General features: G+C 70.2%; 28 protein-coding genes. 20 read left to right on the forward strand and 8 right to left on the reverse strand.

Features of this window, described 5'->3' with window-relative positions:
• Positions 1-205: 205 nt before the first annotated feature.
• The gene (locus NOD94_RS08345; protein WP_281205111.1) at positions 206-1,111 is read right to left on the reverse strand and encodes a C40 family peptidase; all 906 of its coding nucleotides are present in this window, start codon (positions 1,109-1,111) and stop codon (positions 206-208) included.
• Between the two features lie 849 nt (positions 1,112-1,960).
• Between NOD94_RS08345 and NOD94_RS08350 the strand changes: the two genes are divergently transcribed.
• From NOD94_RS08350 to nuoN, 14 genes are read left to right on the forward strand one after another with little or no spacing between them, the layout of a single operon-like run.
• On the forward strand, positions 1,961-2,320 hold the full coding sequence (locus tag NOD94_RS08350; protein ID WP_030773548.1) for an NADH-quinone oxidoreductase subunit A: 360 nt from the start codon (positions 1,961-1,963) through the stop codon (positions 2,318-2,320).
• 15 nt (positions 2,321-2,335) lie between these two features.
• Entirely contained in the window at positions 2,336-2,890 is a 555-nt protein-coding gene (locus NOD94_RS08355) for an NADH-quinone oxidoreductase subunit B (protein WP_266381642.1), read from the forward strand.
• The gene (locus tag NOD94_RS08360) at positions 2,887-3,618 is read left to right on the forward strand and encodes an NADH-quinone oxidoreductase subunit C (protein ID WP_281205112.1); all 732 of its coding nucleotides are present in this window, start codon (positions 2,887-2,889) and stop codon (positions 3,616-3,618) included. Before NOD94_RS08355 ends, NOD94_RS08360 begins: the two co-directional genes overlap by 4 nt.
• On the forward strand, positions 3,618-4,940 hold the full coding sequence (locus NOD94_RS08365; RefSeq protein ID WP_281205113.1) for an NADH-quinone oxidoreductase subunit D: 1,323 nt from the start codon (positions 3,618-3,620) through the stop codon (positions 4,938-4,940). Before NOD94_RS08360 ends, NOD94_RS08365 begins: the two co-directional genes overlap by 1 nt.
• Complete coding sequence (gene nuoE / locus NOD94_RS08370) at positions 4,937-5,704, forward strand: NADH-quinone oxidoreductase subunit NuoE (protein WP_281205114.1); 768 nt, start codon at positions 4,937-4,939, stop codon at positions 5,702-5,704. Before NOD94_RS08365 ends, nuoE begins: the two co-directional genes overlap by 4 nt.
• Positions 5,704-7,071, forward strand: coding sequence for an NADH-quinone oxidoreductase subunit NuoF (gene nuoF, locus NOD94_RS08375; protein ID WP_281205115.1), 1,368 nt, complete (start codon positions 5,704-5,706; stop codon positions 7,069-7,071). The genes nuoE and nuoF overlap by 1 nt, the downstream gene beginning before the upstream one ends.
• Positions 7,068-9,578 carry an NADH-quinone oxidoreductase subunit G gene (locus NOD94_RS08380; protein ID WP_281205116.1) on the forward strand — a complete coding sequence of 837 codons (2,511 nt, stop codon included), beginning with the start codon at positions 7,068-7,070 and terminating at the stop codon, positions 9,576-9,578. Before nuoF ends, NOD94_RS08380 begins: the two co-directional genes overlap by 4 nt.
• Positions 9,575-10,960, forward strand: coding sequence for an NADH-quinone oxidoreductase subunit NuoH (gene nuoH, locus NOD94_RS08385; protein ID WP_281205117.1), 1,386 nt, complete (start codon positions 9,575-9,577; stop codon positions 10,958-10,960). Before NOD94_RS08380 ends, nuoH begins: the two co-directional genes overlap by 4 nt.
• Positions 10,953-11,540: an NADH-quinone oxidoreductase subunit NuoI gene (gene nuoI / locus NOD94_RS08390; RefSeq protein WP_281205118.1), complete on the forward strand. Its 588-nt coding sequence runs from the start codon at positions 10,953-10,955 to the stop codon at positions 11,538-11,540. The genes nuoH and nuoI overlap by 8 nt, the downstream gene beginning before the upstream one ends.
• A complete protein-coding gene (locus NOD94_RS08395) occupies positions 11,537-12,364 on the forward strand; it encodes an NADH-quinone oxidoreductase subunit J (protein ID WP_281205119.1) in 828 nt (275 codons plus the stop codon). The genes nuoI and NOD94_RS08395 overlap by 4 nt, the downstream gene beginning before the upstream one ends.
• Positions 12,361-12,660 (forward strand): NADH-quinone oxidoreductase subunit NuoK, encoded by a 300-nt coding sequence (gene nuoK / locus NOD94_RS08400; RefSeq protein WP_030864698.1) that lies wholly within the window; start codon positions 12,361-12,363, stop codon positions 12,658-12,660. The genes NOD94_RS08395 and nuoK overlap by 4 nt, the downstream gene beginning before the upstream one ends.
• A 14-nt stretch (positions 12,661-12,674) precedes the next feature.
• Positions 12,675-14,570 carry an NADH-quinone oxidoreductase subunit L gene (nuoL, locus tag NOD94_RS08405; RefSeq protein ID WP_281205120.1) on the forward strand — a complete coding sequence of 632 codons (1,896 nt, stop codon included), beginning with the start codon at positions 12,675-12,677 and terminating at the stop codon, positions 14,568-14,570.
• Between the two features lies 1 nt (position 14,571).
• Positions 14,572-16,143 carry an NADH-quinone oxidoreductase subunit M gene (locus tag NOD94_RS08410; RefSeq protein ID WP_281205121.1) on the forward strand — a complete coding sequence of 524 codons (1,572 nt, stop codon included), beginning with the start codon at positions 14,572-14,574 and terminating at the stop codon, positions 16,141-16,143.
• A complete protein-coding gene (gene nuoN, locus NOD94_RS08415; RefSeq protein ID WP_281205122.1) occupies positions 16,140-17,786 on the forward strand; it encodes an NADH-quinone oxidoreductase subunit NuoN in 1,647 nt (548 codons plus the stop codon). Before NOD94_RS08410 ends, nuoN begins: the two co-directional genes overlap by 4 nt.
• 68 nt (positions 17,787-17,854) lie before the next feature.
• Here the strand turns inward: nuoN and NOD94_RS08420 are convergent, their stop codons facing one another.
• From NOD94_RS08420 to fahA, 3 genes are all read right to left on the reverse strand, one after another.
• Positions 17,855-18,454, reverse strand: coding sequence for a Uma2 family endonuclease (locus NOD94_RS08420; RefSeq protein ID WP_281205123.1), 600 nt, complete (start codon positions 18,452-18,454; stop codon positions 17,855-17,857).
• Between the two features lie 109 nt (positions 18,455-18,563).
• Entirely contained in the window at positions 18,564-19,208 is a 645-nt protein-coding gene (locus NOD94_RS08425) for a hypothetical protein (protein WP_281205124.1), read from the reverse strand.
• A 164-nt stretch (positions 19,209-19,372) separates the two neighbouring features.
• Positions 19,373-20,596 (reverse strand): fumarylacetoacetase, encoded by a 1,224-nt coding sequence (gene fahA / locus NOD94_RS08430; RefSeq protein ID WP_281205125.1) that lies wholly within the window; start codon positions 20,594-20,596, stop codon positions 19,373-19,375.
• Positions 20,597-20,737: 141 nt separating this feature from the next.
• Between fahA and NOD94_RS08435 the strand changes: the two genes are divergently transcribed.
• Complete coding sequence (locus NOD94_RS08435; RefSeq protein WP_281205126.1) at positions 20,738-21,544, forward strand: HAD family hydrolase; 807 nt, start codon at positions 20,738-20,740, stop codon at positions 21,542-21,544.
• 9 nt (positions 21,545-21,553) lie between these two features.
• Here NOD94_RS08435 and NOD94_RS08440 read toward each other — a convergent pair whose 3' ends face one another.
• The gene (locus NOD94_RS08440; protein ID WP_281205127.1) at positions 21,554-21,922 is read right to left on the reverse strand and encodes a hypothetical protein; all 369 of its coding nucleotides are present in this window, start codon (positions 21,920-21,922) and stop codon (positions 21,554-21,556) included.
• A gap of 146 nt (positions 21,923-22,068) precedes the next feature.
• Between NOD94_RS08440 and NOD94_RS08445 the strand changes: the two genes are divergently transcribed.
• Genes NOD94_RS08445 through NOD94_RS08455 form a run of 3 tightly spaced genes read left to right on the forward strand, consistent with a single transcriptional unit; the run spans position 22,069 to position 22,973 of the window.
• Entirely contained in the window at positions 22,069-22,263 is a 195-nt protein-coding gene (locus NOD94_RS08445) for a type II toxin-antitoxin system Phd/YefM family antitoxin (protein ID WP_281205128.1), read from the forward strand.
• 24 nt (positions 22,264-22,287) lie between these two features.
• Positions 22,288-22,653, forward strand: coding sequence for a hypothetical protein (locus NOD94_RS08450; RefSeq protein ID WP_281205129.1), 366 nt, complete (start codon positions 22,288-22,290; stop codon positions 22,651-22,653).
• A 29-nt stretch (positions 22,654-22,682) separates the two neighbouring features.
• Positions 22,683-22,973, forward strand: a complete 291-nt coding sequence (locus NOD94_RS08455; RefSeq protein WP_281205130.1) for a hypothetical protein — start codon at positions 22,683-22,685, stop codon at positions 22,971-22,973.
• Between the two features lie 22 nt (positions 22,974-22,995).
• On the opposite strand, the gene NOD94_RS08460 is transcribed toward NOD94_RS08455, so the two are convergent.
• The 3 genes from NOD94_RS08460 to NOD94_RS08470 are packed head-to-tail and all read right to left on the reverse strand — an operon-like array spanning position 22,996 to position 23,905.
• Positions 22,996-23,361, reverse strand: a complete 366-nt coding sequence (locus NOD94_RS08460; protein WP_281205131.1) for a hypothetical protein — start codon at positions 23,359-23,361, stop codon at positions 22,996-22,998.
• Positions 23,358-23,669: a hypothetical protein gene (locus tag NOD94_RS08465; protein ID WP_281205132.1), complete on the reverse strand. Its 312-nt coding sequence runs from the start codon at positions 23,667-23,669 to the stop codon at positions 23,358-23,360. Before NOD94_RS08465 ends, NOD94_RS08460 begins: the two co-directional genes overlap by 4 nt.
• Positions 23,666-23,905, reverse strand: a complete 240-nt coding sequence (locus NOD94_RS08470) for a hypothetical protein (protein ID WP_281205133.1) — start codon at positions 23,903-23,905, stop codon at positions 23,666-23,668. The genes NOD94_RS08465 and NOD94_RS08470 overlap by 4 nt, the downstream gene beginning before the upstream one ends.
• A gap of 108 nt (positions 23,906-24,013) precedes the next feature.
• Between NOD94_RS08470 and NOD94_RS08475 the strand changes: the two genes are divergently transcribed.
• Positions 24,014-24,850 (forward strand): helix-turn-helix transcriptional regulator, encoded by an 837-nt coding sequence (locus NOD94_RS08475; RefSeq protein WP_281205134.1) that lies wholly within the window; start codon positions 24,014-24,016, stop codon positions 24,848-24,850.
• Positions 24,847-25,041: a DUF397 domain-containing protein gene (locus NOD94_RS08480; RefSeq protein WP_281205135.1), complete on the forward strand. Its 195-nt coding sequence runs from the start codon at positions 24,847-24,849 to the stop codon at positions 25,039-25,041. The genes NOD94_RS08475 and NOD94_RS08480 overlap by 4 nt, the downstream gene beginning before the upstream one ends.
• The last annotated feature ends 30 nt before the right edge of the window (positions 25,042-25,071 follow it).

Genomic DNA, 25,071 nt, shown 5'->3' on the forward strand with positions numbered 1-25,071 from the left:
TCACCGGCGACGGGGCCGGCGACCACGGTCGGCTCGCCCGGTGACGTACCGACGAGCCCATCGAGGCCCCGAGGGCGGCGGATTCCGGGAGGAACCGGGCGCAGACGTGCCGGCCCAGGGCGCCCCGGCGCCCCCGGGCATGACGAAGGGCCGGTACTCCACCCCCGAGCGGGGGAGTACCGGCCCTTCGTGACGAGCGGTCCGATCAGAGGAGACGGACGGCGCCCGTGGGCATGTCGTAGTTCATGGGGCGCTCGACGATACCGGTGTTGGGGTTCTGCGCACCGATGAAGTTGCCGCCACCGGAGTACACGGCGACGTGGTACGCGCTGCCCTTGGCGCCCCAGTAGACGATGTCGCCCGGCTGGAGGGCGCTCAGGGACACCGAGCGGCCCGCGGTGGACTGCGCCTGGGAGGTGCGCGGCAGGGAGATGCCGGCCTGCCGGTACGCCGCCTGCACGAGGCCGGAGCAGTCGAACGAGGACGGGCCGGTGCCGCCCATGACGTACGCCTTGCCGAGCTGCGCGCGGGCGAAGTTGAGGATCGCGGACGCGGAGCCCTTGACGGGCGCCGTGACGGTGCCCGTGCCCTGGCCGCTGCCCGAACCCTTGGTCGAGCCGGTGCTCTTGGAGGGCGTGGAGGAGCCCTGCTCGGCGGAGGTGTTGGAGCCCGAGGCGGTCTGGAGGGAGTCGCGCTCGGAGTCGCGGGTGGCGCGCTCGGCGTCGGCCTTGCGGTCCGCTTCCTCCTTCGCCTTCTTCTCGGCGGCCTGCTGGGCGGTCTCCTTGGCCTGCTTCGCCTCGGCGGCGGCACCCGTGCGGGCGCTCTCCTCCTGGGCGTTCAGCTCGCCTTCCACGGCGGCCTCGACGGCCGCGACGCGGGTGGTCTCGGCGGCCGTGGTGACCGCGGAGGACACCTCGGCGCCGAGGTTCAGTTCGAGGACCGGCATTTCCATCGTCGTCTCGGCCACGGGGTCCGCGGACGGGGTCGCGCTCGCGGTCCCGGCCATGGCCAGGGTGCTGAGAACGCCACCGGCAACTCCGGCGCGGACCGCGAGCTTCGAGGCGCTGCGGCGCGGCTTCCGGTGGCTGGGTATGTGAGCGGTGTGGGACATGAGAACAACCGCTATCAGGGGGTGGGCGTCCGCTTCAAGAAACGTGGTCTGCGCCACAGTTGCGCGCGGAGGGCGTTAACCGGGCGCGTCGCGGGTCTTATTGACGCCGTAACGGGCGTAACGGACACCCTTTCACAAGCCTGTGATCATGGGGTTTCAGTGATTGGTCCGAATTTATCCTGGGCCTACCACTGACCCGCACAGATGGCCAAGCCCTCTTTCGGCGGCCCGGATTCCGTGTGACACAGGTCACAGTTACCTCGGGCTCCGGCGGCTCTGTGGCCGGTCCGTGATCCGACCGTGAGCGTGCTGTGCGGTTCGTGAACGGATGCACAGCATCCGCTCCCCTTTCATCCCGCCGTCGACTTCCGGCCACCGGCCCCCCGGGTACCCGATCGCGGCCCCCGCATTCCCCCTCGCGCCCGCCCGCGCGAACCCCGCGTCCACTCCCGTCCCGCCGGCTTCCCCCGGTCGGGCGACGGCGTTTCCTTTACCACCCCTCCCGCGCTCCCGCCAATTTGCCTGCAAGGGGCACCATTTGATAGGGCAACCGGCGTTCCACCTGCGATGACGAGCCCCAATGTCACCTTTGGTGATCATGTGGATGCCTTGCGTACGAAGATCACCACTCAGCGGGCTTCATGATCGTTCGTCAGGTGGTGGAGATCACAAACTCGGTGTTGTTACCCGTGTCGCAGATCACAGACCGGCAGGCATAAGATGCGCAGCAGTCCGGCTTGTGAACTGCCTCACATGCCCCGTTCCGACTCCGGGGTGATCTTCGAGAGGCGGGGCACGCGGCGCCGGCAGCGGTCCAACGGTCAAGGACGACTGGAAGGAGCGAGGAGCGTGAATGCGTACGCGCCCATCCTCGTGCTCGGCGCCCTCGGCGCAGGGTTTGCGATCTTCTCCGTGGTCATGGCCACGCTGATCGGCCCAAAACGGTACAACCGGGCGAAGCTCGAAGCCTATGAGTGCGGCATCGAACCCACCCCGATGCCCGCCGGTGGCGGTCGCTTCCCCATCAAGTACTACCTGACGGCGATGCTCTTCATCGTCTTCGACATCGAAGTTGTCTTCCTCTACCCCTGGGCCGTCACCTTCGACGCCCTGGGGATCTTCGGGCTCGTCGAGATGTTGCTCTTCGTGCTCACCGTCTTCGTCGCCTACGCCTACGTCTGGCGCCGCGGCGGCCTGGAATGGGACTGAGGGGCTGAATACTCCATGGGACTGGAAGAGAAGCTGCCGAGCGGCTTCCTGCTGACCACCGTCGAACAGGCCGCGGGTTGGGTGCGCAAGTCATCCGTCTTCCCGGCCACCTTCGGCCTCGCGTGCTGCGCGATCGAGATGATGACCACCGGAGCCGGCCGCTACGACCTGGCCCGCTTCGGCATGGAGGTCTTCCGCGGTTCCCCGCGGCAGGCCGATCTGATGATCGTGGCCGGGCGGGTCAGCCAGAAGATGGCGCCGGTGCTGCGGCAGGTGTACGACCAGATGCCCGCTCCGAAGTGGGTCATCTCCATGGGCGTTTGCGCCTCTTCGGGCGGAATGTTCAACAACTACGCGATCGTCCAGGGCGTCGACCACATCGTTCCGGTGGACATCTACCTCCCCGGCTGCCCGCCCCGGCCCGAGATGCTGCTGGACGCGATCCTCAAGCTCCACCAGAAGATCCAGGGCGGCAAGCTCGGCGTGAACCGGGAAGAGGCGGCGCGCGAGGCGGAGGAGGCGGCCCTCAAGGCGCTCCCCACCATCGAGATGAAGGGGCTCCTTCGGTGAGCGACGACCCCGCCGTCGAGAACGGCAATAACGTCCCTGCTCCGCGCGGCCGGGAGACCCTTGCGGGCCCCGAGGTGATCGGCGTCCGCAAGGGCATGTTCGGCGCCGCGAACGGCGGCGACACCAGCGGCTACGGCGGCCTGGTCCGCACCGTCGCCCTGCCCGGCGAGAGCGCCCGCCCCTACGGCTCGTACTTCGACGAGGTCGTCGACGAGCTCGAAGGCGCCCTGGAGGAGCAGGACCTGGTCCCCGCCAACGTGATCGAGAAGGTCGTCGTCGACCGGGCGGAGCTGACGCTCCACATCGCGCGCGAGCACCTGCTGCGGGTGGCCTCCACCCTGCGCGACGACCCGGCCCTGCGCTTCGAGCTCTGCACCGGTGTCAGCGGCGTCCACTTCCCCGGCGACAAGGGCCGCGAACTGCACGCCGTCTACCACCTGCGCTCGCTCACCCACGGCCGGATCGTGCGACTGGAGGTGTCCGCCCCGGACGCCGACCCGCACGTCCCCTCGATCGTCACGGTCTACCCGACGAACGACTGGCACGAGCGCGAGGCGTACGACTTCTTCGGGCTGGTCTTCGACGGCCACCCGGCCCTCACCCGGATCATGATGCCGGACGACTGGCAGGGCTTCCCCCAGCGCAAGGACTACCCGCTCGGCGGCATCGCCGTCGAGTACAAGGGCGCCCAGATCCCGGCTCCCGACCAGCGGAGGTCGTACAGCTGATGTCCACGAACCACGCCTCCTCCCGGGAGACCACGGAAGGCACCGTCTACACCGTCACGGGCGGCGACTGGGACGAGGTCGTCCGGTCGGCGGCCCGCGCGGACGACGAGCGGATCGTCGTCAACATGGGTCCCCAGCACCCGTCCACCCACGGCGTGCTCCGCCTGATCCTGGAGATCGACGGCGAGACCGTCACCGAGGCCCGCTGCGGCATCGGCTACCTCCACACCGGCATCGAGAAGAACCTCGAATTCCGGAACTGGACACAGGGCACCACCTTCGTGACGCGCATGGACTACCTGACGCCGTTCTTCAACGAGACGGCCTACTGCCTCGGCGTCGAGAAGCTGCTCGGCATCACCGAGCAGATCCCCGACCGCGCGACGGTCATCCGCGTCCTGCTCATGGAACTCAACCGGCTCTCCTCCCACCTGGTGTGCATCGCCACCGGCGGCATGGAGCTGGGCGCGACCACGATCATGATCTACGGGTTCCGGGACCGCGAGCTGATCCTCGACGTCTTCGAGCTGATCACCGGACTGCGCATGAACCACGCGTTCGTCCGCCCCGGCGGCCTCGCCCAGGACCTGCCCCCGGGCGCCGTCGACCAGCTGCGCGACTTCGTGAAGACCATGAAGAAGAACCTGCCGGAGTACGACAAGCTCGCCACCGGCAACCCCATCTTCAAGGCCCGCATGCAGGACGTCGGCTACCTCGACCTCACCGGCTGCATGGCGCTCGGCGCCACCGGCCCCGTGCTGCGCTCCGCCGGGCTGCCGCACGACCTGCGCAAGTCGGACCCGTACTGCGGCTACGAGAACTACGAGTTCGACGTCCCGACCACCGAGAGCTGCGACTCCTACGGGCGGTTCCTGATCCGCCTGGAGGAGATGCGCCAGTCGCTGCGGATCGTCGAGCAGTGCCTGGACCGGCTGGAGCCCGGACCGGTCATGGTCGCCGACAAGAAGATCGCCTGGCCCGCCCAGCTCGCCATGGGCCCCGACGGCCTCGGCAACTCGCTCGACCACATCAAGAACATCATGGGCAGTTCCATGGAGGCCCTCATCCACCACTTCAAGCTGGTGACCGAGGGCTTCCGGGTCCCCGCCGGACAGGCCTACGCGGCCGTCGAGTCCCCCAAGGGCGAGCTCGGCGTCCACGTCGTCTCCGACGGCGGCACCCGCCCCTACCGGGTCCACTTCCGCGATCCGTCCTTCACCAACCTGCAGGCCATGGCAGCGATGTGCGAGGGCGGCCAGGTCGCCGACGTCATCGTCGCCGTCGCCTCCATCGACCCCGTGATGGGAGGCGTCGACCGATGACAGCCCGTCGTGAAACGCAAGGCATCCAGCTGGGGATGCCCCAGCTCCCCGCCCCCGACTTCCCGGCCGACGTGCGCGCCCGGCTCGAAGCGGACGCGAAGGAGGTGATCGCCCGCTACCCCGACAGCCGCTCCGCGCTGCTGCCCCTGCTGCACCTCACGCAGTCCGAGGAGGGGTACGTCTCCCGCACCGGCATCCGCTTCTGCGCCGAGGTGCTGGGCCTGACCACCGCCGAGGTCACCGCGGTCTCCACCTTCTACACGATGTACCGGCGCGGGCCCTCCGGGGACTACCAGGTCGGCGTCTGTACGAACACCCTGTGCGCCGTCATGGGCGGCGACGCCATCTTCGACGAGCTCAAGGAGCACCTCGGCGTCGGCAACAACGGGACCACCCCCGACGGGAAGGTCACGCTGGAGCACATCGAGTGCAACGCGGCCTGCGACTACGCCCCCGTGGTGATGGTCAACTGGGAGTTCTTCGACAACCAGACCCCCGACTCCGCCAAGGCCATGGTCGACGACCTGATCGCCGGCCGGCCCGTCGAACCGACCCGGGGCGCGCCGCTGTGCACGTACAAGGAGACGGCCCGGATCCTGGCCGGGTTCCCCGACGAACGCGAAGGCGCCGTCGAGGCGAGCGGCGGCGCGGGCCCCGCCTCCCTGATCGGCCTGCGGATCGCACGCGGCGAGACCCCGCACGCCTCGATCGTGCACCCGCGGGGCGAGACCCGCGGCGACACCGACACCGAGGGAGGGGCGTGATGTCCGTGTCCACCGAACTGAGTAAGAACGGGACGAGTCCGGAGAAGCTCCTCGCCCCCGTCCTGTCGGCGTTCTGGGACGATCCGCAGTCGTGGACGCTGGAGACCTACCGGCGTCACGAGGGCTACGAGGGACTGCGCAAGGCCCTCGCCATGACGCCCGACGACCTCATCGCCTACGTGAAGGACTCGGGCCTGCGCGGCCGCGGCGGCGCAGGCTTCCCCACCGGCATGAAGTGGCAGTTCATCCCGCAGGGCGACGGCAAGCCGCACTACCTCGTCGTGAACGCGGACGAGTCGGAGCCGGGAACCTGCAAGGACATCCCCCTCCTCTTCGCCAACCCGCACTCCCTCATCGAGGGAATGATCATCGCCTGCTACGCGATCCGCTCGCAGCACGCCTTCATCTACCTGCGCGGTGAGACCGTCCCGGTCCTGCGACGCCTGCACGAGGCCGTGCGCGAGGCGTACGAGGCCGGGTACCTCGGGAAGGCCGAAGACCGGGAAAGGAGCGGCCTGGGGAGCGGGCTCGACCTCGACATCACGGTGCACGCGGGCGCGGGCGCGTACATCTGCGGCGAGGAGACGGCGCTGCTCGACTCCCTCGAAGGCCGGCGCGGTCAGCCCCGGCTGCGTCCCCCCTTCCCTGCCGTCGAGGGGCTCTACGCCTGCCCCACTGTCGTCAACAACGTCGAGTCCATCGCCTCGGTTCCCGCGATCCTGAACAAGGGCAAGGACTGGTTCAAGTCGATGGGGACCGAGAAGTCCCCCGGCTTCACCCTGTACTCGCTGTCCGGGCACGTCAGCGGCCCCGGCCAGTACGAGGCCCCGCTCGGCATCACCCTGCGCCAGCTCCTCGACATGAGCGGCGGGATGCGCCCCGGACACCGGCTGAAGTTCTGGACCCCCGGCGGCTCCTCCACCCCGATGTTCACCGACGAACACCTCGACGTCCCCCTGGACTACGAGGGCGTCGGCGCGGCCGGCTCGATGCTCGGCACCAAGGCCCTCCAGTGCTTCGACGAGACGACCTGCGTCGTCCGCGCCGTCACCCGCTGGACCGAGTTCTACGCCCACGAGTCCTGCGGCAAGTGCACCCCCTGCCGGGAGGGCACCTACTGGCTCGTCCAGCTGCTGCGCGACATCGAGGCCGGCAAGGGCGTCATGTCCGACCTCGACAAGCTGAACGACATCGCCGACAACATCAACGGCAAGTCGTTCTGCGCGCTCGGCGACGGCGCCGCCAGCCCGATCTTCTCCTCGCTCAAGTACTTCCGCGAGGAGTACGAGCAGCACATCACGGGCAAGGGCTGCCCCTTCGACCCCAGCAAGTCGACCCTCTGGGCTGACACGGAGGTGAACGCGTGACCGTCACCACAAACGCCCCCGCCGGTGGCGGCGAGGTGCACAAGGCCCCCGAGGACACGGTCTCCCTGACCATCGACGGCGTCGAGCTGTCGGTGCCCAAGGGGACCCTCGTCATCCGGGCCGCCGAACAGCTCGGCATCGAGATCCCCCGGTTCTGCGACCACCCCCTCCTCTCCCCGGCCGGCGCCTGCCGCCAGTGCATCGTCGAGGTCGAGGGCCAGCGCAAGCCGATGGCCTCCTGCACCATCACCTGCACCGACGGCATGGTCGTCAAGACGCAGCTGACCTCCCCGGTCGCCGACAAGGCCCAGCGCGGGGTGATGGAGCTGCTGCTCATCAACCACCCGCTGGACTGCCCCGTCTGCGACAAGGGCGGCGAATGCCCCCTGCAGAACCAGGCGATGTCGCACGGCAACTCCGAATCCCGCTTCGAGGGCCACAAGCGGACCTACGAGAAGCCCGTCCCGATCTCCACGCAGGTCCTCCTGGACCGCGAGCGGTGCGTGCTGTGCGCGCGCTGCACCCGCTTCTCCAACGAGATCGCCGGCGACCCGATGATCGAGCTGCTGGAGCGCGGCGCGCTCCAGCAGGTCGGCACCGGCGAGGGCGACCCCTTCCAGTCGTACTTCTCCGGCAACACCATCCAGATCTGCCCCGTCGGCGCCCTCACCTCGGCCGCCTACCGGTTCCGGTCCCGCCCCTTCGACCTCGTCTCCTCCCCGAGCGTGTGCGAGCACTGCGCGGGCGGCTGCGCGACCCGCACCGACCACCGGCGCGGCAAGGTCCTGCGGCGCCTCGCCGCCGAGGACCCCGAGGTCAACGAGGAGTGGCTCTGCGACAAGGGCCGCTTCGGATTCCGCTACGCGCAGCGCCCGGACCGGCTCACCACCCCGCTGGTGCGCGGCGCCGACGGCGTCCTCGCCCCGGCGAGCTGGCCCGAGGCGCTGGAGGCGGCCGCGAACGGCCTCGCCGCCGCGCGCGGCCGGACCGGCGTGCTGACCGGCGGCCGGCTCACCGTCGAGGACGCCTACGCCTACGCCAAGTTCGCCCGCGTCGTCCTCGACACCAACGACATCGACTTCCGGGCCCGCGTGCACAGCGCCGAGGAGGCCGACTTCCTGGCCGCCTCCGTCGCCGGCACCGGCAAGGACCTCGACGGCACCGGCGTCACCCACACCTCGCTGGAGGCCGCGCCGACCGTGCTGCTCGCCGGCATCGAGGCCGAGGAGGAGGCACCCGGCGTCTTCCTGCGACTGCGCAAGGCCCACCGCAAGCACAAGCAGCGGACCTTCGCGCTGGCCCCCTTCGCCAGCCGCGGCCTGGACAAGGCGGGCGGCATCCTGCTGGCCGCCGCCCCCGGCACCGAACCCGAGTGGCTGGACGCCCTCGCCACCCGCACCGGCCTGGAGGCCGGCGGGTCCGTCGCCGCGGAGGCGCTGCGCCGGCCCGGCGCGGTCATCGTCGTCGGGGAACGCCTCGCGGGCGTGCCCGGCGCGCTGACCGCCGCCGTACGGGCGGCCAACGCGACCGGGGCCCGCCTGGTGTGGATCCCGCGCCGGGCCGGGGAACGGGCCGCCGTCGAGGCGGGCGCCCTGCCGTCGCTGCTGCCCGGGGGCCGCCCCGCCACCGACCCGCGGGCCCGCGACGAGGTCGCGACCGCCTGGGGGCTGGACGAACTCCCGCACCGCTACGGCCGCGACACCGGCCAGATCGTGGAGGCCGCCGCGACCGGCGAGCTGTCCGCGCTCCTCGTCGGCGGCGTCGAGGTCGCCGACCTGCCGGACCCGGCCCGCGCCCGCACCGCCCTCCAGGAGGCCTTCGTCGTCTCCCTGGAACTGCGGCCCGGCGAGGTCACCGACCACGCCGACGTGGTCCTGCCCGTCGCCGCGGTCGCCGAGAAGCCGGGCGCGTTCATCAACTGGGAAGGCCGGGTGCGCCCCTTCGAGGCAGCCCTCAAGCCCGACCAGATGACCCGCCGCCTCGCCCCCGCCGACGCCCGCGTGCTGCACATGCTGGCCGACGCGACGGACCGGCCGATCGCCCTGCCCGACGTGCACGCCGTACGCCGGGAACTGGAACGGCTCGGCCCCTGGGAGGGCGAGCTCGCCGCAGAGCAGTCCACGGACCGGGTACCGCTGCCGCGGCCCGCCGCCGGGGAGGCGGTCCTGGCCGGCCACCGGCTGCTGCTGGACCTCGGCCGGCTCCAGGAGGGCGACGAGGCCCTCGCCGGAACCCGGCACGAGGCGCCGGCCCGACTGTCGGCCGCCACCGCCGCCGAGACCGGCGTCAAGGACGGCGACGTCCTCGCGGTGACCGGCCCGGCCGGCTCGGTGGAACTCCCGCTGCGGATCACCGAAATGCCCGACCGGGTGGTGTGGCTGCCGCTGAACTCCACCGGTTCCGGCGTGTACTCCGACACCGGAGCCCGCCCCGGCACCCTCGTACGCATCGGACCGGCGGTCCCGGCCGCCGCCGCCGGTGACACCACTGCGGAGGTGGGAGCGTGAACGCGGTACCCGGTGACCTCGTACAGCTGGCCGCGGAGGACCTGTCGCTGTTCGGCAGGGACGTCTGGTGGCTCGTCGTCATCAAGGCGGTGTTCTGCTTCGCCTTCCTGATGGTGACCGTGCTGTTCTCCATCGTGTGGGAGCGCAAGGTCGTCGCCTGGATGCAGCTGCGCATCGGCCCCAACCGGCACGGCCCCTGGGGCATGCTCCAGTCGCTCGCCGACGGCATCAAGCTGATGCTGAAGGAAGACGTCATCGTCAAGCGGGCCGACAAGGTGGTGTACGTCCTGGCCCCGATCATCGCGGCGATCCCGGCCTTCATGGCCATCGCGGTGATCCCCTTCGGCCCGGCGGGCAACGAGGTCTCCATCTTCGGCCAGCGCACCACGATGCAGCTGACCGACCTGCCCATCGCGATGCTGTACATCCTCGCGGTGGCCTCGGTCGGCATCTACGGCATCGTCCTCGCCGGCTGGTCCTCGGGCTCCACCTACCCGCTGCTCGGCGGACTGCGGTCCTGCGCGCAGATGATCTCCTACGAGATCGCGATGGGCGCGGCCTTCGCCTCGGTGTTCCTCTACTCCGGGTCGATGTCGACCTCGGCGATCGTGGAGGCCCAGGCCGACCGCTGGTACATCATCCTGCTGCCGGTGTCCTTCATCATCTACGTCATCACGATGGTCGGCGAGACGAACCGCGCCCCCTTCGACATGCCGGAGTCCGAGGGCGACCTGGTCGGCGGCTTCAACACCGAGTACTCGTCAATCAAGTTCGCGCTGTTCATGCTGGCCGAGTACGTCAACATGGTCACCGTCTCCGCGGTCTCCGTCACCCTGTTCCTGGGCGGCTGGCGGGCCCCGGCGCCGATCTCCACCTACTGGGAGGGCGCGAACCACGGCTGGTGGCCGATGCTCTGGTTCGTCCTCAAGGTGCAGCTGCTGCTGTTCTTCTTCATCTGGCTCCGCGGCACCCTGCCCCGCGTCCGCTACGACCAGCTGATGAAGCTCGGCTGGAAGGTCCTCATCCCGGTCTCCGTGGTCTGGCTGATGCTGGTCGCGACCGTCCGGGCGCTGCGCAACGAGGCCTACGACTTCAGCGAGATCGTCCTGTACGTCGGCGGGGCCGTCGTCGCGATCCTGTTGCTGTCCTTCGTGGTCGACCTGTTCCGGGACAAACGCGAGAAGGCCGCCGTCGAGCAGGCCGACAAGGTCGCCGCGGCCGAGCCGTTCGACCCGCTGGCGGGCGGGTTCCCCGTACCGCCCAAGCCCGGCCAGCACCTGGCACCCGTACCGCGCCGACGGTCCCGCAGCGAGCGGGAGCTGATCGTCAGCGGCGGCACGAACACCGACAGCGACCGAGAGGAGGGTGCGGGAAATGTCTGACGAGAAGTGGCAGAACCCGGTGGCCGGCTTCGGCGTGACCTTCAAGGCCATGTTCAAGAAGCGCCTCACCGAGCAGTACCCGGAGCAGCAGAAGACCACCGCTCCGCGCTTCCACGGACGGCACCAGCTCAACCGCCACCCCGACGGTCTGGAGAAGTGCATCGGGTGCGAGCTGTGCGCCTGGGCCTGTCCCGCCGACGCCATCTACGTGGAGGGCGCGGACAACTCCGAGGAGGAGCGCTACTCCCCGGGCGAGCGGTACGGCCGCGTCTACCAGATCAACTACGCCCGCTGCATCCTGTGCGGGCTGTGCGTCGAGGCGTGCCCGACCAGGGCGCTGACCATGACGAACGAGTTCGAACTGGCGGACTCCAGCCGTGAGTCGCTGATCTACACCAAGGAGCAGCTCCTCGCCGGCCTGACCGAGAACATGGTCGAGGCGCCGCACTCGGTGTTCCCCGGGACCGACGAGCAGGACTACTACCGGGGGCTGGTGACGGGGGCCGCCCCGGGCACGGTCCGGCAGACGGCCGTCTCCAAGGGCGAGGTCGCCGAACCCGCCGAGGGGGTGGAGGCATGAGCGCCGCCCTGGACGCGGCGAACCTCGCCGCCGGATCGCTGACCTCCACGGGCGAGGCGGTCCAGTTCTGGATCCTCGGCACCGTCGCCGTCATCGGCGCGCTCGCCACGATCCTCATGAAGAAGGCCGTGCACAGCGCGCTCAGCCTCGCCGGGACGATGATCATCCTCGCGGTCTTCTACCTCGCCAACGGGGCGTACTTCCTGGGCGTCGTCCAGGTCATCGTCTACACCGGCGCCATCATGATGCTGTTCCTCTTCGTGGTCATGCTCGTCGGCGTCACCGCCGCCGACTCCCTGAAGGAGACCATCAAGGGCCAGCGCTGGCTCGCCGTCCTGTGCGGACTCGGCTTCGGCACCCTGCTGATCGCCGGCATCGGCCAGGCCGGACTCAGCCACTTCAACGGGCTCGGCCGGATCAACTCCGGCGGCCACGTCGAGGGCCTGGCCACGCTGATCTTCACCAAGTACGTCTTCGCCTTCGAGCTCACCGGCGCCCTGCTGATCACCGCGACCGTCGGCGCGATGGTGCTCACCCACCGCGAGCGCACCGAGCGGGCCGCCACGCAGCGCGAGCTCGCCGAGAAGCGCGTGCGCGACGGAGTGCAGCTCCCGCCGCTGCCGGCGCCCGGCGTCTACGCCCGCCACAACGCCGTGGACGTGGCCGGCCTGCTGCCGGACGGCACCCCGTCCGAGCTGACCGTCAACAAGACGCTCCGGGCCCGCGGTCAGATCCGCGACGTGTCCGGTGAGGCGCTGAACGACCTGAAGGCGCTGGAGCAGGCGTCGTCGGACCGCCTCGGCCGTGAGGAGGCATCGAAGTGAATCCGGTCAACTACCTCTACCTGGCCGCCCTGCTGTTCACCATCGGCGCGGCCGGAGTCCTCATCCGGAAGAACGCGATCGTGCTGTTCATGTGCGTCGAGCTGATGCTCAACGCCTGCAACCTCGCGTTCGTGGCCTTCTCCCGGATGCACGGCAACCTCGACGGACAGATCATCGCCTTCTTCACGATGGTCGTCGCCGCCGCGGAGGTCGTGGTGGGCCTCGCGATCATCGTGTCGTTGTTCCGTACCCGCCACTCGGCCTCGGTCGACGACGCCAGCCTGATGAAGCTGTAAGGGGCGTTCACACAGTGGAGAATCTGATTGCGCTGCTGGTGGCGGCGCCCCTGCTCGGGGCGGCGGTGCTGCTCTGCGGCGGCCGCCGGCTCGACAAGGTCGGTCACTGGCTCGGTACCCTGCTCGCCGCCGTCTCCTTCGGCATCGGCGTCGCCCTCTTCGCCGACATGCTGGGGCGGAGCGCCGACGACCGGACCCTGCACCAGCGGCTGTTCAGCTGGATCCCGGTGGAGGGCTTCCAGGCGGACATCGCCTTCCAGCTGGACCAGCTGTCGATGACCTTCGTCCTGCTGATCTCCGGGGTGGGCACGCTCATCCACGTGTACTCGATCGGGTACATGGAGCACGACGAGCGCCGCCGCCGCTTCTTCGGCTACCTCAACCTGTTCGTCGCGGCCATGCTGCTGCTGGTCATCGCCGACAACTACCTGCTGCTGTACTTCGGCTGGGAGGGCGTCGGCCTCGCCTCCTACCTCCTGATCGGCTTCTGGCAGCACAAGCCCAGCGCGGCCACCGCCGCGAAGAAGGCCTTCCTCGTCAACCGCGTCGGTGACATCGGCCTGTCGATCGCGATCATGCTGATGTTCACCACCTTCGGGACGTTCACGTTCGGACCGGTCCTCGGCTCCGTCGGCGAGACCTCCGAGGGCACGCTCACCGCGATCGGCCTGATGCTGCTGCTCGCCGCCTGCGGCAAGTCGGCGCAGGTGCCGCTCCAGTCCTGGCTCGGTGACGCGATGGAGGGCCCGACCCCGGTCTCGGCCCTCATCCACGCGGCCACCATGGTCACCGCGGGCGTCTACCTGATCGTCCGCTCCGGCGCCATCTTCAACGGGGCGCCCGACGCGCAGCTCGTCGTCACCGTCGTCGGAGCGGTCACCCTGCTCTTCGGTGCGATCGTCGGTTGCGCGAAGGACGACATCAAGAAGGCCCTCGCGGGCTCCACGATGTCGCAGATCGGGTACATGATCCTCGCCGCGGGCCTCGGCCCCATCGGCTACGTCTTCGCGATCATGCATCTGGTGACGCACGGCTTCTTCAAGGCGGGCCTCTTCCTCGGCGCCGGTTCCGTGATGCACGGGATGAACGACGAGGTCGACATGCGCAAGTACGGCGGCCTGCGGAAGTACATGCCGATCACCTTCGTGACCTTCGGACTCGGCTACCTCGCCATCATCGGCTTCCCGGGCCTGTCGGGCTTCTTCTCCAAGGACATGATCATCGAGGCGGCCTTCGCGAAGGGCGGCACCGAGGGCTGGATCCTCGGTGGCGTGACCCTGCTGGGCGCGGGCATCACCGCCTTCTACATGACCCGCGTCATGCTCCTCACGTTCTTCGGTGAGAAGCGCTGGCAGCCCGACGCGGACGGCCACGCGCCGCACCCGCACGAGTCCCCGAAGTCCATGACCATCCCGATGATCGTGCTCGCCTTCGGGTCGGTCTTCGCCGGTGGGTTCTTCGAGATCGGCGACCGCTTCCTCAACTGGCTGGAGCCCGTCACCGGCTACGAGCACGGCCACCCGCCGGTCAGCGCCCTGACGGTGACGGCCGCCACCATGGTCGTCCTCGTCATCGGCGTCGGCATCGCCTGGGGCATGTACGGCAAGAAGCCCGTCCCGGTCGTCGCCCCGCGCGGCTCGCTCCTCACCCGGGCGGCCCGCCGGGACCTGTTCCAGGACGACTTCAACCACGTCGTCCTCGTCCGCGGCGGCGAGCACCTGACCCGCTCGCTCGTCTACCTCGACCACAGCGTGGTCGACGGAGTGGTCAACGGCACGGCCGCCTCGGTCGGCGGGCTCTCGGGCCGGCTGCGCAAGCTGCAGAACGGCTACGCCCGCAGCTACGCGGTCTCGATGTTCGGGGGCACGGCGATCCTCATCGCCGCGACCCTGCTGATGAGGGCGGTGTGAGATGAATTTCCCGCTTCTGACGGTGACGGCCGCGGTCCCCGCGGTCGGCGCGATCCTCACGGCGGCCGTACCGGCCGCCCGCCGGACCGCCGCCAAGTGGCTCGCGCTGCTCTTCTCGCTGGCGACACTGGCACTGGCCGTGCTCGTCGCGGTCCGCTTCGACCCGAGCGGTGACCGCTACCAGCTCACCGAGTCCCGTTCCTGGATCGCCGACTTCGGCGTCCGCTACGAACTCGGCGTCGACGGCATCGGGGTGGCGCTGATCGCGCTCACCGCGCTGCTCATCCCCTTCGTGATCGCGGCCGGCTGGAACGACGCCGACCCGCTGGAGACGAACTCCTCCCGTTGGCGGCCGACCCAGGGCTTCTTCGCCCTGATCCTCATGGTCGAGGCGATGGTGATCATCTCCTTCGCCGCGACCGACGTCTTCCTCTTCTACATCTTCTTCGAAGCCATGCTCATCCCGATGTACTTCCTCATCGGCGGCTTCGGCGACCGGGCGCACTCCGGGTCCGACGAGAACGCGGCCGCGCAGCGCTCGTACGCGGCGGTCAAGTTCCTCCTCTACAACCTGGCCGGCGGGCTCATCATGCTGGCCGCCGTCATCGGGCTGTACGTGGTCGCGGGGAACTTCTCGCTCCAGGAGATCACCGCCGCCCGCGCCGCGGGCACCCTGGACATGGCGACCAACACCGAACGGCTGCTGTTCCTCGGCTTCTTCTTCGCCTTCGCGGTGAAGGCGCCGCTGTGGCCGCTGCACACCTGGCTGCCCAACGCGATGGGCGAGGCCACCGCCCCGGTCGCCGTACTGATCACCGCGGTCGTCGACAAGGTCGGCACCTTCGCGATGCTCCGCTTCTGCCTCGGGCTGTTCCCCGACGCCAGCAAGTGGGCCACGCCGGTGATCCTCGTCCTCGCCCTGATCAGCATCGTCTACGGCGCGCTGGTCGCGGTCGGGCAGCGCGACATCAAGCGGCTGGTCGCCTACGCGTCGATCTCCCACTTCGGGTTCATCATCATGGGCATCTTCGCGATGACCTCCCAGGGACAGTCCGGCGCGACGCTGTACATGGTCAACCACGGCATCTCGACGGCGGCGCTGATGCTGGTCGCCGGCTTCCTGATCTCGCGGCGCGGCTCGCGGCTCATCGCCGACTACGGCGGCGTCCAGAAGGTGGCCCCGGTCCTCGCCGGCACCTTCCTGATCGGCGGTCTCGCCACCCTGTCGCTGCCGGGCCTCGCACCGTTCGTCAGCGAGTTCCTGGTCCTGGTCGGCACGTTCGCCCGCTACCCGGTCGTCGGCATCATCGCGACCGTCGGCATCGTGCTCGCCGCGCTGTACACGCTGGTCCTGTACCAGCGCACGATGACCGGCCCCGTGAAGGAGGAGGTCCGCACCATGCCGGACCTGCGCCTGCGGGAGGTGCTGGTGGTCGCCCCGCTGATCGCGCTGCTGATCGGCCTGGGCGTCTACCCCAAGCCCCTGACCGAGATCGTCAACCCGGCGGTCGAGCACACCATGTCGGACGTACAGCAGACCGACCCCGAGCCCGAGGTGGAGGCGGCCAAGTGAGCACGTCAGCTACAGGCCTTTGGGCCCTGGCCGCGGAACCGATCGACCGGATCCCGGCCCCGCACATCGAGTACGCCCAACTCGCGCCCACGCTCATCGTGGTGGGCGCGGCCATCCTCGGCGTCCTCGTCGAGGCGTTCGTCCCCCGCAGGTCCCGCTACTACGTGCAGGTGTTCCTCGCCGTCGCCGCGCTGGCCTCGGCCTTCGCGGCGGTCGTCGGCCTCGCGGCCGGCGGGTACGGGAGCAGCAAGGCGCAGATCGCGGCCATGGGCGCCATCGCGGTGGACGGCCCGGCCCTGTTCCTCCAGGGCACCATCCTGCTCGCGTCCATCGTGGCGATGTTCACCTTCGCCGAGCGGCGCCTCGACCCGGAGGCCCACGGCAACCGGGTGGACTCCTTCGCCGCGCAGGCCGCGTCCGTACCGGGCAGCGACAGCGAGAAGGCCGCCGTCAAGGCCGGGTTCACCACCACCGAGGTGTTCCCGCTGGCCCTGTTCGCCGTCGCCGGCATGCTGATCTTCCCGGCGGCCAACGACCTGCTGACGCTGTTCATCGCGCTGGAGGTCTTCTCCCTCCCGCTGTACCTGCTCTGCGCCGTCGCCCGCCGCCAGCGGCTGATGTCGCAGGAGGCGGCCGTCAAGTACTTCCTGCTCGGCGCCTTCTCCTCGGCGTTCCTGCTGTTCGGCATCGCCCTGCTCTACGGGTACTCGGGCTCCGTCTCGTACGCGGTCATCGCGGACGTGGTGGACGGCACGGTCGCCAAGACCGACCCGGCGCTGGCCGCCACGATGGGCAACGACGCGCTGCTGCTGATCGGTGGCGCGCTGATCCTGATGGGCCTGCTGTTCAAGGTCGGCGCGGTCCCCTTCCACATGTGGACCCCGGACGTCTACCAGGGCGCCCCGACGCCGGTCACCGGTTTCATGGCCGCCGCGACGAAGGTCGCCGCGTTCGGCGCGCTGCTGCGGCTGCTGTACGTGGTCCTGCCGGGCCTGCGCTGGGACTGGCGGCCGGTGATGTGGGGCGTCGCGATCGTCACGATGCTGGCCGGCGCGGTCATCGCCGTGACCCAGACCGACGTGAAGCGGCTCCTGGCGTACTCGTCGATCGCGCACGCGGGGTTCATCCTCGCCGGTGTGATCGCGACGTCGGCGGAGGGCGTCCAGTCCGTCCTCTTCTACCTGGGCGCCTACTCCTTCGTGACGATCGGCGCCTTCGCGGTGGTCACGCTGGTGCGGGACGCGGGCGGCGAGGCCACCCACCTGTCGAAGTGGGCCGGTCTCGGGCGGCGCTCGCCGCTGACGGCGGCCGTGTTCGCGGTGTTCCTGCTGGCCTTCGCCGGCATCCCGCTGACCTCCGGGTTCACCGGCAAGTTCGCCGTGTTCAAGGCGGCGGCCGAGGGCGGGGCCGGGGCGCTGGTCGTGGTCGGCGTCATCTCGTCGGCGATCGCCGCGTTCTTCTACGTCCGGGTGATCGTGCTCATGTTCTTCAGTGAGCCGAAGGCCGACGGCCCGACGGTGGCGGTGCCCTCGCCGCTGACGATGACGACCATCGCGGTCGGCGTCGCCGTCACCCTCGTCCTGGGCCTGGCCCCGCAGTACTTCCTGGACCTGGCGGGGCAGGCGAGCACGTTCGTCCGCTGACCGGTCCGCAACCGCACCGGGGCCCGGCTTCCCACGGGGGGAGCCGGGCCCCGGTGTCGTATGCCGGGCTATTCGGACCGCTGACGCTTCGCCGTGATGGTGGTGAGGTCGAGGTCGACGGGGAAGGGGACGGCGACCTTCAGGCGGTCGTGGAAGATGCCGGTGGCGACGTAACCGCCACTGGCCGGTTCCCGCTCGAAGACGTAGACGACGGCGCGGCCGTCCTTGTTCTCGACCCGCCAGTAGTGGGGGATCCCCGCCCGTGCGTACTTGAGCGGCTTGGTCTCGCGGTCGCGGTCGACGGACTCGGGAGAGACCACCTCGATGGCCAGTAGGACGGCCTTGGCGGGGAACCGCGTCTGTGCCAGGTCGGTGAGGACGTCCTCGCTGCACACGATGACGTCGGGCTCGGGTCGGTTGCGGCGGTCGATGTCGATGGTGAACTCGCGGACCACCTCAAGACCCCGGGGCACCAGCGACCGGAGTTGCCAGTTGAGGAAGTCGACCGTGCGGGAGTGGAAGAGGGTCTGCGGACTCACGAAGATCAGGCTCCCGTCGATCAGCTCCGTGTGAGGAGGCAGATTCGGAAGCGTGTCCAGGTCGTCCGCGGTCCAGCCGCCCGGAGGCGGGATCGGCCAGCTGTGTTCCGGGTTCATCAGTGCTCCCATGAGCCGCAGTCTCGTGAGTGCGACCAGCGTATCGCCGGGAATCCGAGGAACACCGCCCTTTCGGGTGAGTCATATGCGGCTGGCACTTGATGGCCCTGCGGTCGCAGGACTAGTGGCCGTGCGAGTGCGCGGTGCCCCCTGCGGCCGGGGTCTTCTTCGGGCACGTCAGGGCGGTGTTCCAGTTGTGGAAGCGGCCCGCCGGGTTGTGCTTGTACGCCCACATGTGCAGGTCGTAGTGCTTCGGCATGCCCGCCCAGTGGCCCGGCATCGGGCCGTCGAAGGGGAGGCCGAACATCGACGGCCGGTCGTCGGCCGTCTTCAGGTCCTGGTCCCGGTCGGTGACCATCCACTCCACCGCCTGGAGCTTGCGCCGCCCGTGCTTGTCCGTCTCGGCGCTGTACACGAGCGCGGTGGGCTTGCTGGGGTCCGTCGAGCCCCAGTAGGCGTCCTTGACGTAGTGGAAGCCCATGGAGCCGACGCCGAACGGGTTGTTCATGCACTCGCCGTGCTTCACGTACCCGTCCTTGACGGCCTGCCGCTCGTCCACGTACTTGGCGGTCACCGCGATGGCCGTCGCCATGTCGCGCATCGCCTTCCTGTTGCGGGGGTCGGGCGCCGGACCTTCCACGGCCGAGGCGGCCGGGGCGAGGGTGAGCGCCACGGCCGCGGCGGCGGCGAGGGCCAGGGTACGGGTGGACACGAGCATGGGCAGGGCCTCCTGCGCTGCGGGGACTTCGGCCTGTCCGAGCAGCATGTGCGGGCCCCGGGCCGGCCCGCCACGCGGGCGGGCCGGACGGATGAGCCAAACGGCCCGCCCGGCGTACGCGCGGACGTCCGCGTCCGCGTCACCGGCAGCCCCGGCGAGCGCCGTACGGGCCCTCGGCCACCCTGCGGGAACCCGTCGTCCCGAGGGACGGACTAGCGCGATCCCACGATCCGGCCGGTGACCTCGCCGAGGCCGACGCGGGTGCCGTCGGCGCCGGGCGCCCAGGCGGTCAGGGTGACGGTGTCGCCGTCCTCCAGGAAGGTGCGCTTGCCGTCGGCGAGCTCGATGGCGTCGCGGCCGTTCCAGGTGAGCTCCAGCAGGGAGCCGCGCTGATCGACCTCGGGGCCGCTGACGGTGCCGGAGCCGAACACGTCGCCGGTGCGCAGGGAGGCGCCGTTGACGGTCATGTGGGCCAGCTGCTGGGCGGCCGTCCAGTACATCGTCGCGAACGGCGGCCGGGCCACCTCCGTCCCGTTGATGGAGACGGCGATGTGCAGGTCGAAGCCGCCGGGGCGGTCGCTGTCGGCGTCGTCGAGGTAGGGCAGCAGCGGGAAGTCCCGCGCGGGCGGGGTGACGCGGGCCGCGTCCAGGGCCTCCAGGGGGGTCACCCAGGCGGAGACGGACGTGGCGAACGACTTGCCGAGGAACGGGCCGAGGGGGACGTACTCCCAGGCCTGGACGTCGCGGGCCGACCAGTCGTTGAGGAGGAACAGCCCGAAGACGTGGTCCTCGAAGTCGGCCAGCGGCACCGGCCGGCCCAGCTCGGACGGCGCGCCGACGACGAAGCCGACCTCGGCCTCGATGTCGAGCTTCACGGACGGCCCGAAGACGGGCGCCGCGTCGGTGGGCGCCTTGCGCTGCCCGGAGGGGCGCACGACGTCCGTGCCGGAGACCACGATGGTGCCGGAGCGGCCGTGGTAACCGATGGGCAGGTGCTTCCAGTTGGGGGTCAGCGCGTCCCCGTCGGGGCGGAACATCTTCCCGACGTTGGTGGCGTGGTGCTCGCTCGCGTAGAAGTCGACGTAGTCGGCGACCTCGTACGGCAGGTGCAGCGTGACCGCGTCCAGCGGCAGCAGGTGCGGCTCGACGGTGGGGCGGTGCCCGGGGTCGGTGACCCAGGCGGTCAGCGCGCGGCGCACGTCGCGCCAGGCGGTGCGGCCGGCGGCGAGCAGCGGGTTCAGCGAGGACTGCCCGAGCAGTCCGGCGTACGGGGAGCCGAGCGCCAGGGCGGCCGCTCCCGCGTCGAGCACGTGCCCGCCGATCCGCACGCCGATCCGGCGACGGTCCTCCCCGGCGGTCGAGAAGACGCCGTAGGGGAGGTTGTGCGGCCCGAACGGGTCGCCCTCGGGAACATCGAGGGGGCTCTGCTGGGGCATGGGGTGCTGCCTCGCTTTCGACGCGGGCCGGGGGTGTCCCGGGGGCTTGTTGACACGTTACGTGCCAGGTGGGGTCTGTGGGAGGCCGGATTCGGGCGCTATTTGTAGGACTTGTCCAACGGGGTCCGTATCCTTGACGCCGTGACTTCCGCCCTCCCCCATGCCTTGATCGCCACTGACCTGGACGGGACTCTGCTGTGCGCCGGAGACACCGTCTCCGCCCGCTCCCACAAGGCCCTCGCGACCGCCCGGGCCGCCGGCGCCCAACACATCGTCGTCACCGGACGGCCCGTTCCCCAGGTCCGACACGTCCTGGACGACCTCGGTTACGAGGGGCTCGCGGTGTGCGGGCAGGGCGCGCAGGTGTACGACGCGGCGCGCGGGCTCCTGCTGCACTCCGTCTCCATGGACCACGGGCTCGCCGAGGTCGCCCTCGGCAAGATCGAGGCGGAGATCGGCGAGGTCTGGGCGGCGGTGAACCAGGAGGGCCTCGACGCCGAGATGCTGATAGGGCCCGGCTACCGGATGTGGCACCCGCACCTGCCGACCGTCCGCGTACCCCGCCGCAGCGACCTGTGGTCGGCCCCGATCAACAAGGTCCTCCTCCAGCACCCCCGGCTCGACGACGACGAGCTGACCCGGGTCGCGCGCTCGGTGGTCGGCGACCTGGTGAACGTCACCATGGCCGGGGAACACACCGTGGAACTCCAGCCCCTGGACGTGGACAAGGCCGCCGGCCTCGCCCGCGCCGCCGAGGTGCTCGGCATCCCGGGCTCGTCCACGATCGCCTTCGGCGACATGCCGAACGACGTCCCGATGTTCGCGTGGGCGGCCCACGGGGTCGCCATGGCCAACTCCCACCGCGAACTCCTGGCCGTCGCCGACGAGGTCACCCTGTCGAACGAGGAGGACGGCATCGCGGTGGTCCTGGAGCGGCTGTACGCCTGAGGGCGTCGGTCACGAGGCGGACCCGCCGGCGGTGGCGATACCCGCTTCGGCGGCGGCCGCGCGGCGGATGCGGCTGATCTCGGCGGCGATGTCCCGGGCCTCGCCGAGGTCGGTGACTTCTCCGGCGCGGCTCTCCAACGCGCGAAGCCGGGCAGCGGCCTCGGGATGCCGGGCGATGGCCACCTCGACGGCCCATGCCTCGGTGAAGGTGCGCAGGGGAGCGGCTGACACCTCGGTACGGGCGCGGGCGGTGCCGGCCGCCCGGTCGCGGTCGAAGTCGGCGAGGAGATGAGGGGCGACCCGGGCGAGGGTGGCGCGGATCGCCTCGGGCAGGGCCGGCGGCTGCGGGGTGGCCGACGGCCGGGGCGCGGCACTCATGCGGCTTCGGTCCTCTCCTGCGCGTCCGGCTCGTGTGTCCCCCGGTTGTGGCCGCCGGGTGGTGAGGGGTGGGGCCGGGGGCCGTGGTCTCCGAAGTCACCGCAGCCACGTATGACAATTATGATAGTTGCCCTATGGTGGAGCGTATGGAGACGAAGACGTACACGACCATCGACCTTCGCAAGGGGATGGGCGAGATTCTGGATCGGACCCGGATCGCCGGCGAAGCCGCCGCCATCACACGCAAGGGGAAGACCGTCGCCTACCTGGTGCCGGCCGAGTGGTTCGAGCAGATGACCTGCTGGCAGCAGTCGCACGACGCCCCGCAGGAAGCGGCCTGATCTCCACCTGAGGAGCCTTTGACCATGCCTGCCCATGCACTCCACTTCGAGGAGTACGAGGGGGTGCCGCGGCGGTTGCCGCCCATGCCCGAACGCACCCCCCAAGCGCTCCGGTTGGCGATTCAGGAGCACACCCCGCATCTGCTCCCGGACTTCGAGGCGCATTGGAAGCGCGTGATCGGCAACGCCTTCAGCGTCACGCCGGTCCCGGCTTTCATGCGTCTGTGGTGGACGCAGTACGCCATCGTGCGAGACCCCGTTCTCGACGCGCACCTGCGCGATCTCGAAGCGCGCGCCGCCGTGTCCGAAGATCCTGAGGAGTCCATGCGCCTCCTGGAGGAATACAGCCGCCTCCGGCACGAAGCTGCCGAGCGGGAGCCCGGCGAGTGAGCGACGAGCCACCGCGGCCGCCTTGGCAGATGGACTGGACGAAGCAGGCGGACCAGGACTTCCGGAGCATGCCTGCGGAAGCCGTCGAGCTGATCATGAGCGCCCGCGCCGAGCTGATCACGGCCGAGGACCCCTACTTCCGGGGGATCGACGCCGATGCCGGGCTTCCGCACTGGATGACCGTCCGCCCGCTGGCGTCGACCCGGCCGGGTGGCTCGCACATCGTGGACCTGGCGGGTGGGCGAGGCTGGCTCATCTACACCTTCATGCGTCGCCACGCAGAACCACAGATCGTTGTCACCGAGGCCTTCTGGGCCTGATAGCGGGCCGACGGCGACGGGCTCAGGGGTTGCGGTTCGTACGTTCCCGGCTGTGGTCGCCGGGGTGGTCGAGGGGGTGGGCGCAGGCGATGGGGCCGGTGGTCGCCGGGCAGTCGGGGAGGGGGAGGATCGCGTCGGGTTCGGCGTCGGGTCCCTTGCCGTCGGACCAGCGGGCCCACAGGGCGTCGCCGGAGGCGGGGTCGTGGACGACGTCCAGGTGCGGGCCGGCGTGCCGGTCCAGGGAGCAACGCAGCTCCGGACCGGCCGCGAGGACCTCCCGCAGGGCCCTCGCGGGGAGGAGGCGTGTCAGCGCGTCCAGGTGCGCCGCCGAGAGGGTGCCGGACGCGGCGCACTCCGGGCGCGGGGGAGGCGTCGGGCCGTCGCTCACGCGAGCCACCCCCGGGCGACGATGCCGGCCACGCAGCACGTCCACGCGACCGCCCCGACCGTCACCGCCACCGCGGTCCGCCGGTCGGCGCGGGCCCGGCGGGCCGCCGGGTCGGGATCGGGAAGGATCAGGCCCCGCAGCCGCTCGGCCGCCGCCAGGGCCCCGAGCGCGAACACGCCGCGCTCCGCGTCCCGCCGGGCCAGGGCCGAGTCCAGCAGCGTGAGGAACAGGGCCCGGTAGGCCGGGTCCGACTCCATGCGCCGCAACTCGGCCCCGGTGTCGTCCCCTTCGGGCGGTGGGGCGCTCACAGCAACCCCTTCGCGCTCCGCGCGTTGCGCCGCGCGTTCTCGGCGCGCATGCGCTCCATCGGCTCGGCGGGCCGCACGTGCCGCGGCTCCGCCTCCCATTCCGCGCCGCCGCGCACAGGCCGCAGGGCCCAGTACGGGCCGGCGACCCCGCGGAACTCCCCGACCCGCCCGTCCTGTGCGGTGTCCACCACGAGCGTGCCGGGGGGCGGGGGTTGAGGGGGCTGTGTTTCACACATGACACCGTTCCTCTCCGTAGCCGAGTCGCTACCGATCGGGTTCAGAATGGCCCTGGCCGGGGGAGGCTTCAACCTGTCGAATCGGAACGGAAGATCGGTCAGGGGCCTTTGAACCGCAAGGAGTTGAATCCCGAGCGAGGACCGCAGGCGGCCTTCGGGGCGCGTGTGCGCAGCTGGCGGGAGGAGCGTGGTTGGACGCAGGAGCTCCTGGGCGGGCGGCTCGGGTACTCCAGTACGCACGTGTCAGCAGTCGAAACCGGACGGAAAGTGCCGACCTTGCGGTTCTCGCGCAGTGCCGACGAGGTCTTCGGCACCGGCCAGGGCGAAAAGTCGTTCGAGCGCGAGTGGCGCGAGATCCGGCACGGCGTACTGCTGGAGGGCTTCCCGGAGTTCCTCGGGTACGAGAGCCGGGCGGTGGAGATCCGCCTGTACGAGGTGGGCGTCATACCTGGACTGCTCCAGACGCCGGAGTACTCGACCGTCGTCACCGAGAGCACCGTCAAGAGGGGAGCCATCACAGCGGATCAGGCGGGCGAACGAATCGCGGTGATTGCGGCGCGACAGGCCGCTCTGCTTCGTACCCCTCCACCCGTTGTTTTCGCGGTGTTGGACGAGAGCTGTCTGCGGCGCCCCATTGGTGGACCAGCCCTCATGAAGGGGCAGCTGACGCGTCTGCTCGAATTCGCCGAGCTGCCGAACACCGTGCTTCAGATCGCCCCCTTCGAGATGGGGGAGCGCCGTCCGCTCAGCCTGCCGGTCACCGTGCTCACGCTGCCGGACCGCTCGATCATGTCCTACGCAGAATCCGCTCAACGGGGCCACCTGGAACGGGACAACAACTCGGTGGTGCCCATGCTGACGGCCTACCATCAACTCCAGGCCGAAGCACACACGCAGGCGGCATCTGTGGCCATGATCGATCAGCTACGAAAGGGCACGTCGTGACGACCGAATCCCCCCGCTGGTTCACGTCCTCCTACAGCGAAAACGGCGGCCAGTGCGTCGAGGTCGCTATGAACCTCGTCGCCTCTCGGGGTGTCGTCCCCGTCCGGGACTCCAAGTGCGACAACGGCCCCATCCTCGGCTTCACCGCTGCCGCGTTCTCCGCGTTCGTGGACGGCGTCAAGGCCGTCTGACCTCGCTCCATCGGGCTACGAAAGGGCACG

The organism is Streptomyces sp. Isolate_45 (assembly GCF_024721315.2).
GTDB lineage: Bacteria > Actinomycetota > Actinomycetes > Streptomycetales > Streptomycetaceae > Streptomyces.

Bases quoted from the DNA above. Each gene is read 5' to 3' on its own strand.
- nuoE (WP_281205114.1), top strand. From the start codon at position 4,937: ATGACAGCCCGTCGTGAAACGCAAGGCATCCAGCTGGGGATGCCCCAG.
- NOD94_RS08450 (WP_281205129.1), top strand. From the start codon at position 22,288: ATGCCTGCCCATGCACTCCACTTCGAGGAGTACGAGGGGGTGCCGCGG.
- NOD94_RS08365 (WP_281205113.1), top strand. From the start codon at position 3,618: ATGTCCACGAACCACGCCTCCTCCCGGGAGACCACGGAAGGCACCGTC.
- NOD94_RS08440 (WP_281205127.1), bottom strand. From the start codon at position 21,922: ATGAGTGCCGCGCCCCGGCCGTCGGCCACCCCGCAGCCGCCGGCCCTG.
- NOD94_RS08395 (WP_281205119.1), top strand. From the start codon at position 11,537: ATGAGCGCCGCCCTGGACGCGGCGAACCTCGCCGCCGGATCGCTGACC.
- nuoF (WP_281205115.1), top strand. From the start codon at position 5,704: ATGTCCGTGTCCACCGAACTGAGTAAGAACGGGACGAGTCCGGAGAAG.
- NOD94_RS08355 (WP_266381642.1), top strand. From the start codon at position 2,336: ATGGGACTGGAAGAGAAGCTGCCGAGCGGCTTCCTGCTGACCACCGTC.
- NOD94_RS08345 (WP_281205111.1), bottom strand. From the start codon at position 1,111: ATGTCCCACACCGCTCACATACCCAGCCACCGGAAGCCGCGCCGCAGC.
- nuoI (WP_281205118.1), top strand. From the start codon at position 10,953: ATGTCTGACGAGAAGTGGCAGAACCCGGTGGCCGGCTTCGGCGTGACC.
- NOD94_RS08455 (WP_281205130.1), top strand. From the start codon at position 22,683: ATGGACTGGACGAAGCAGGCGGACCAGGACTTCCGGAGCATGCCTGCG.
- NOD94_RS08410 (WP_281205121.1), top strand. From the start codon at position 14,572: ATGAATTTCCCGCTTCTGACGGTGACGGCCGCGGTCCCCGCGGTCGGC.
- NOD94_RS08420 (WP_281205123.1), bottom strand. From the start codon at position 18,454: ATGGGAGCACTGATGAACCCGGAACACAGCTGGCCGATCCCGCCTCCG.
- NOD94_RS08425 (WP_281205124.1), bottom strand. From the start codon at position 19,208: ATGCTGCTCGGACAGGCCGAAGTCCCCGCAGCGCAGGAGGCCCTGCCC.
- NOD94_RS08470 (WP_281205133.1), bottom strand. From the start codon at position 23,905: ATGTGTGAAACACAGCCCCCTCAACCCCCGCCCCCCGGCACGCTCGTG.
- NOD94_RS08445 (WP_281205128.1), top strand. From the start codon at position 22,069: ATGGAGACGAAGACGTACACGACCATCGACCTTCGCAAGGGGATGGGC.
- fahA (WP_281205125.1), bottom strand. From the start codon at position 20,596: ATGCCCCAGCAGAGCCCCCTCGATGTTCCCGAGGGCGACCCGTTCGGG.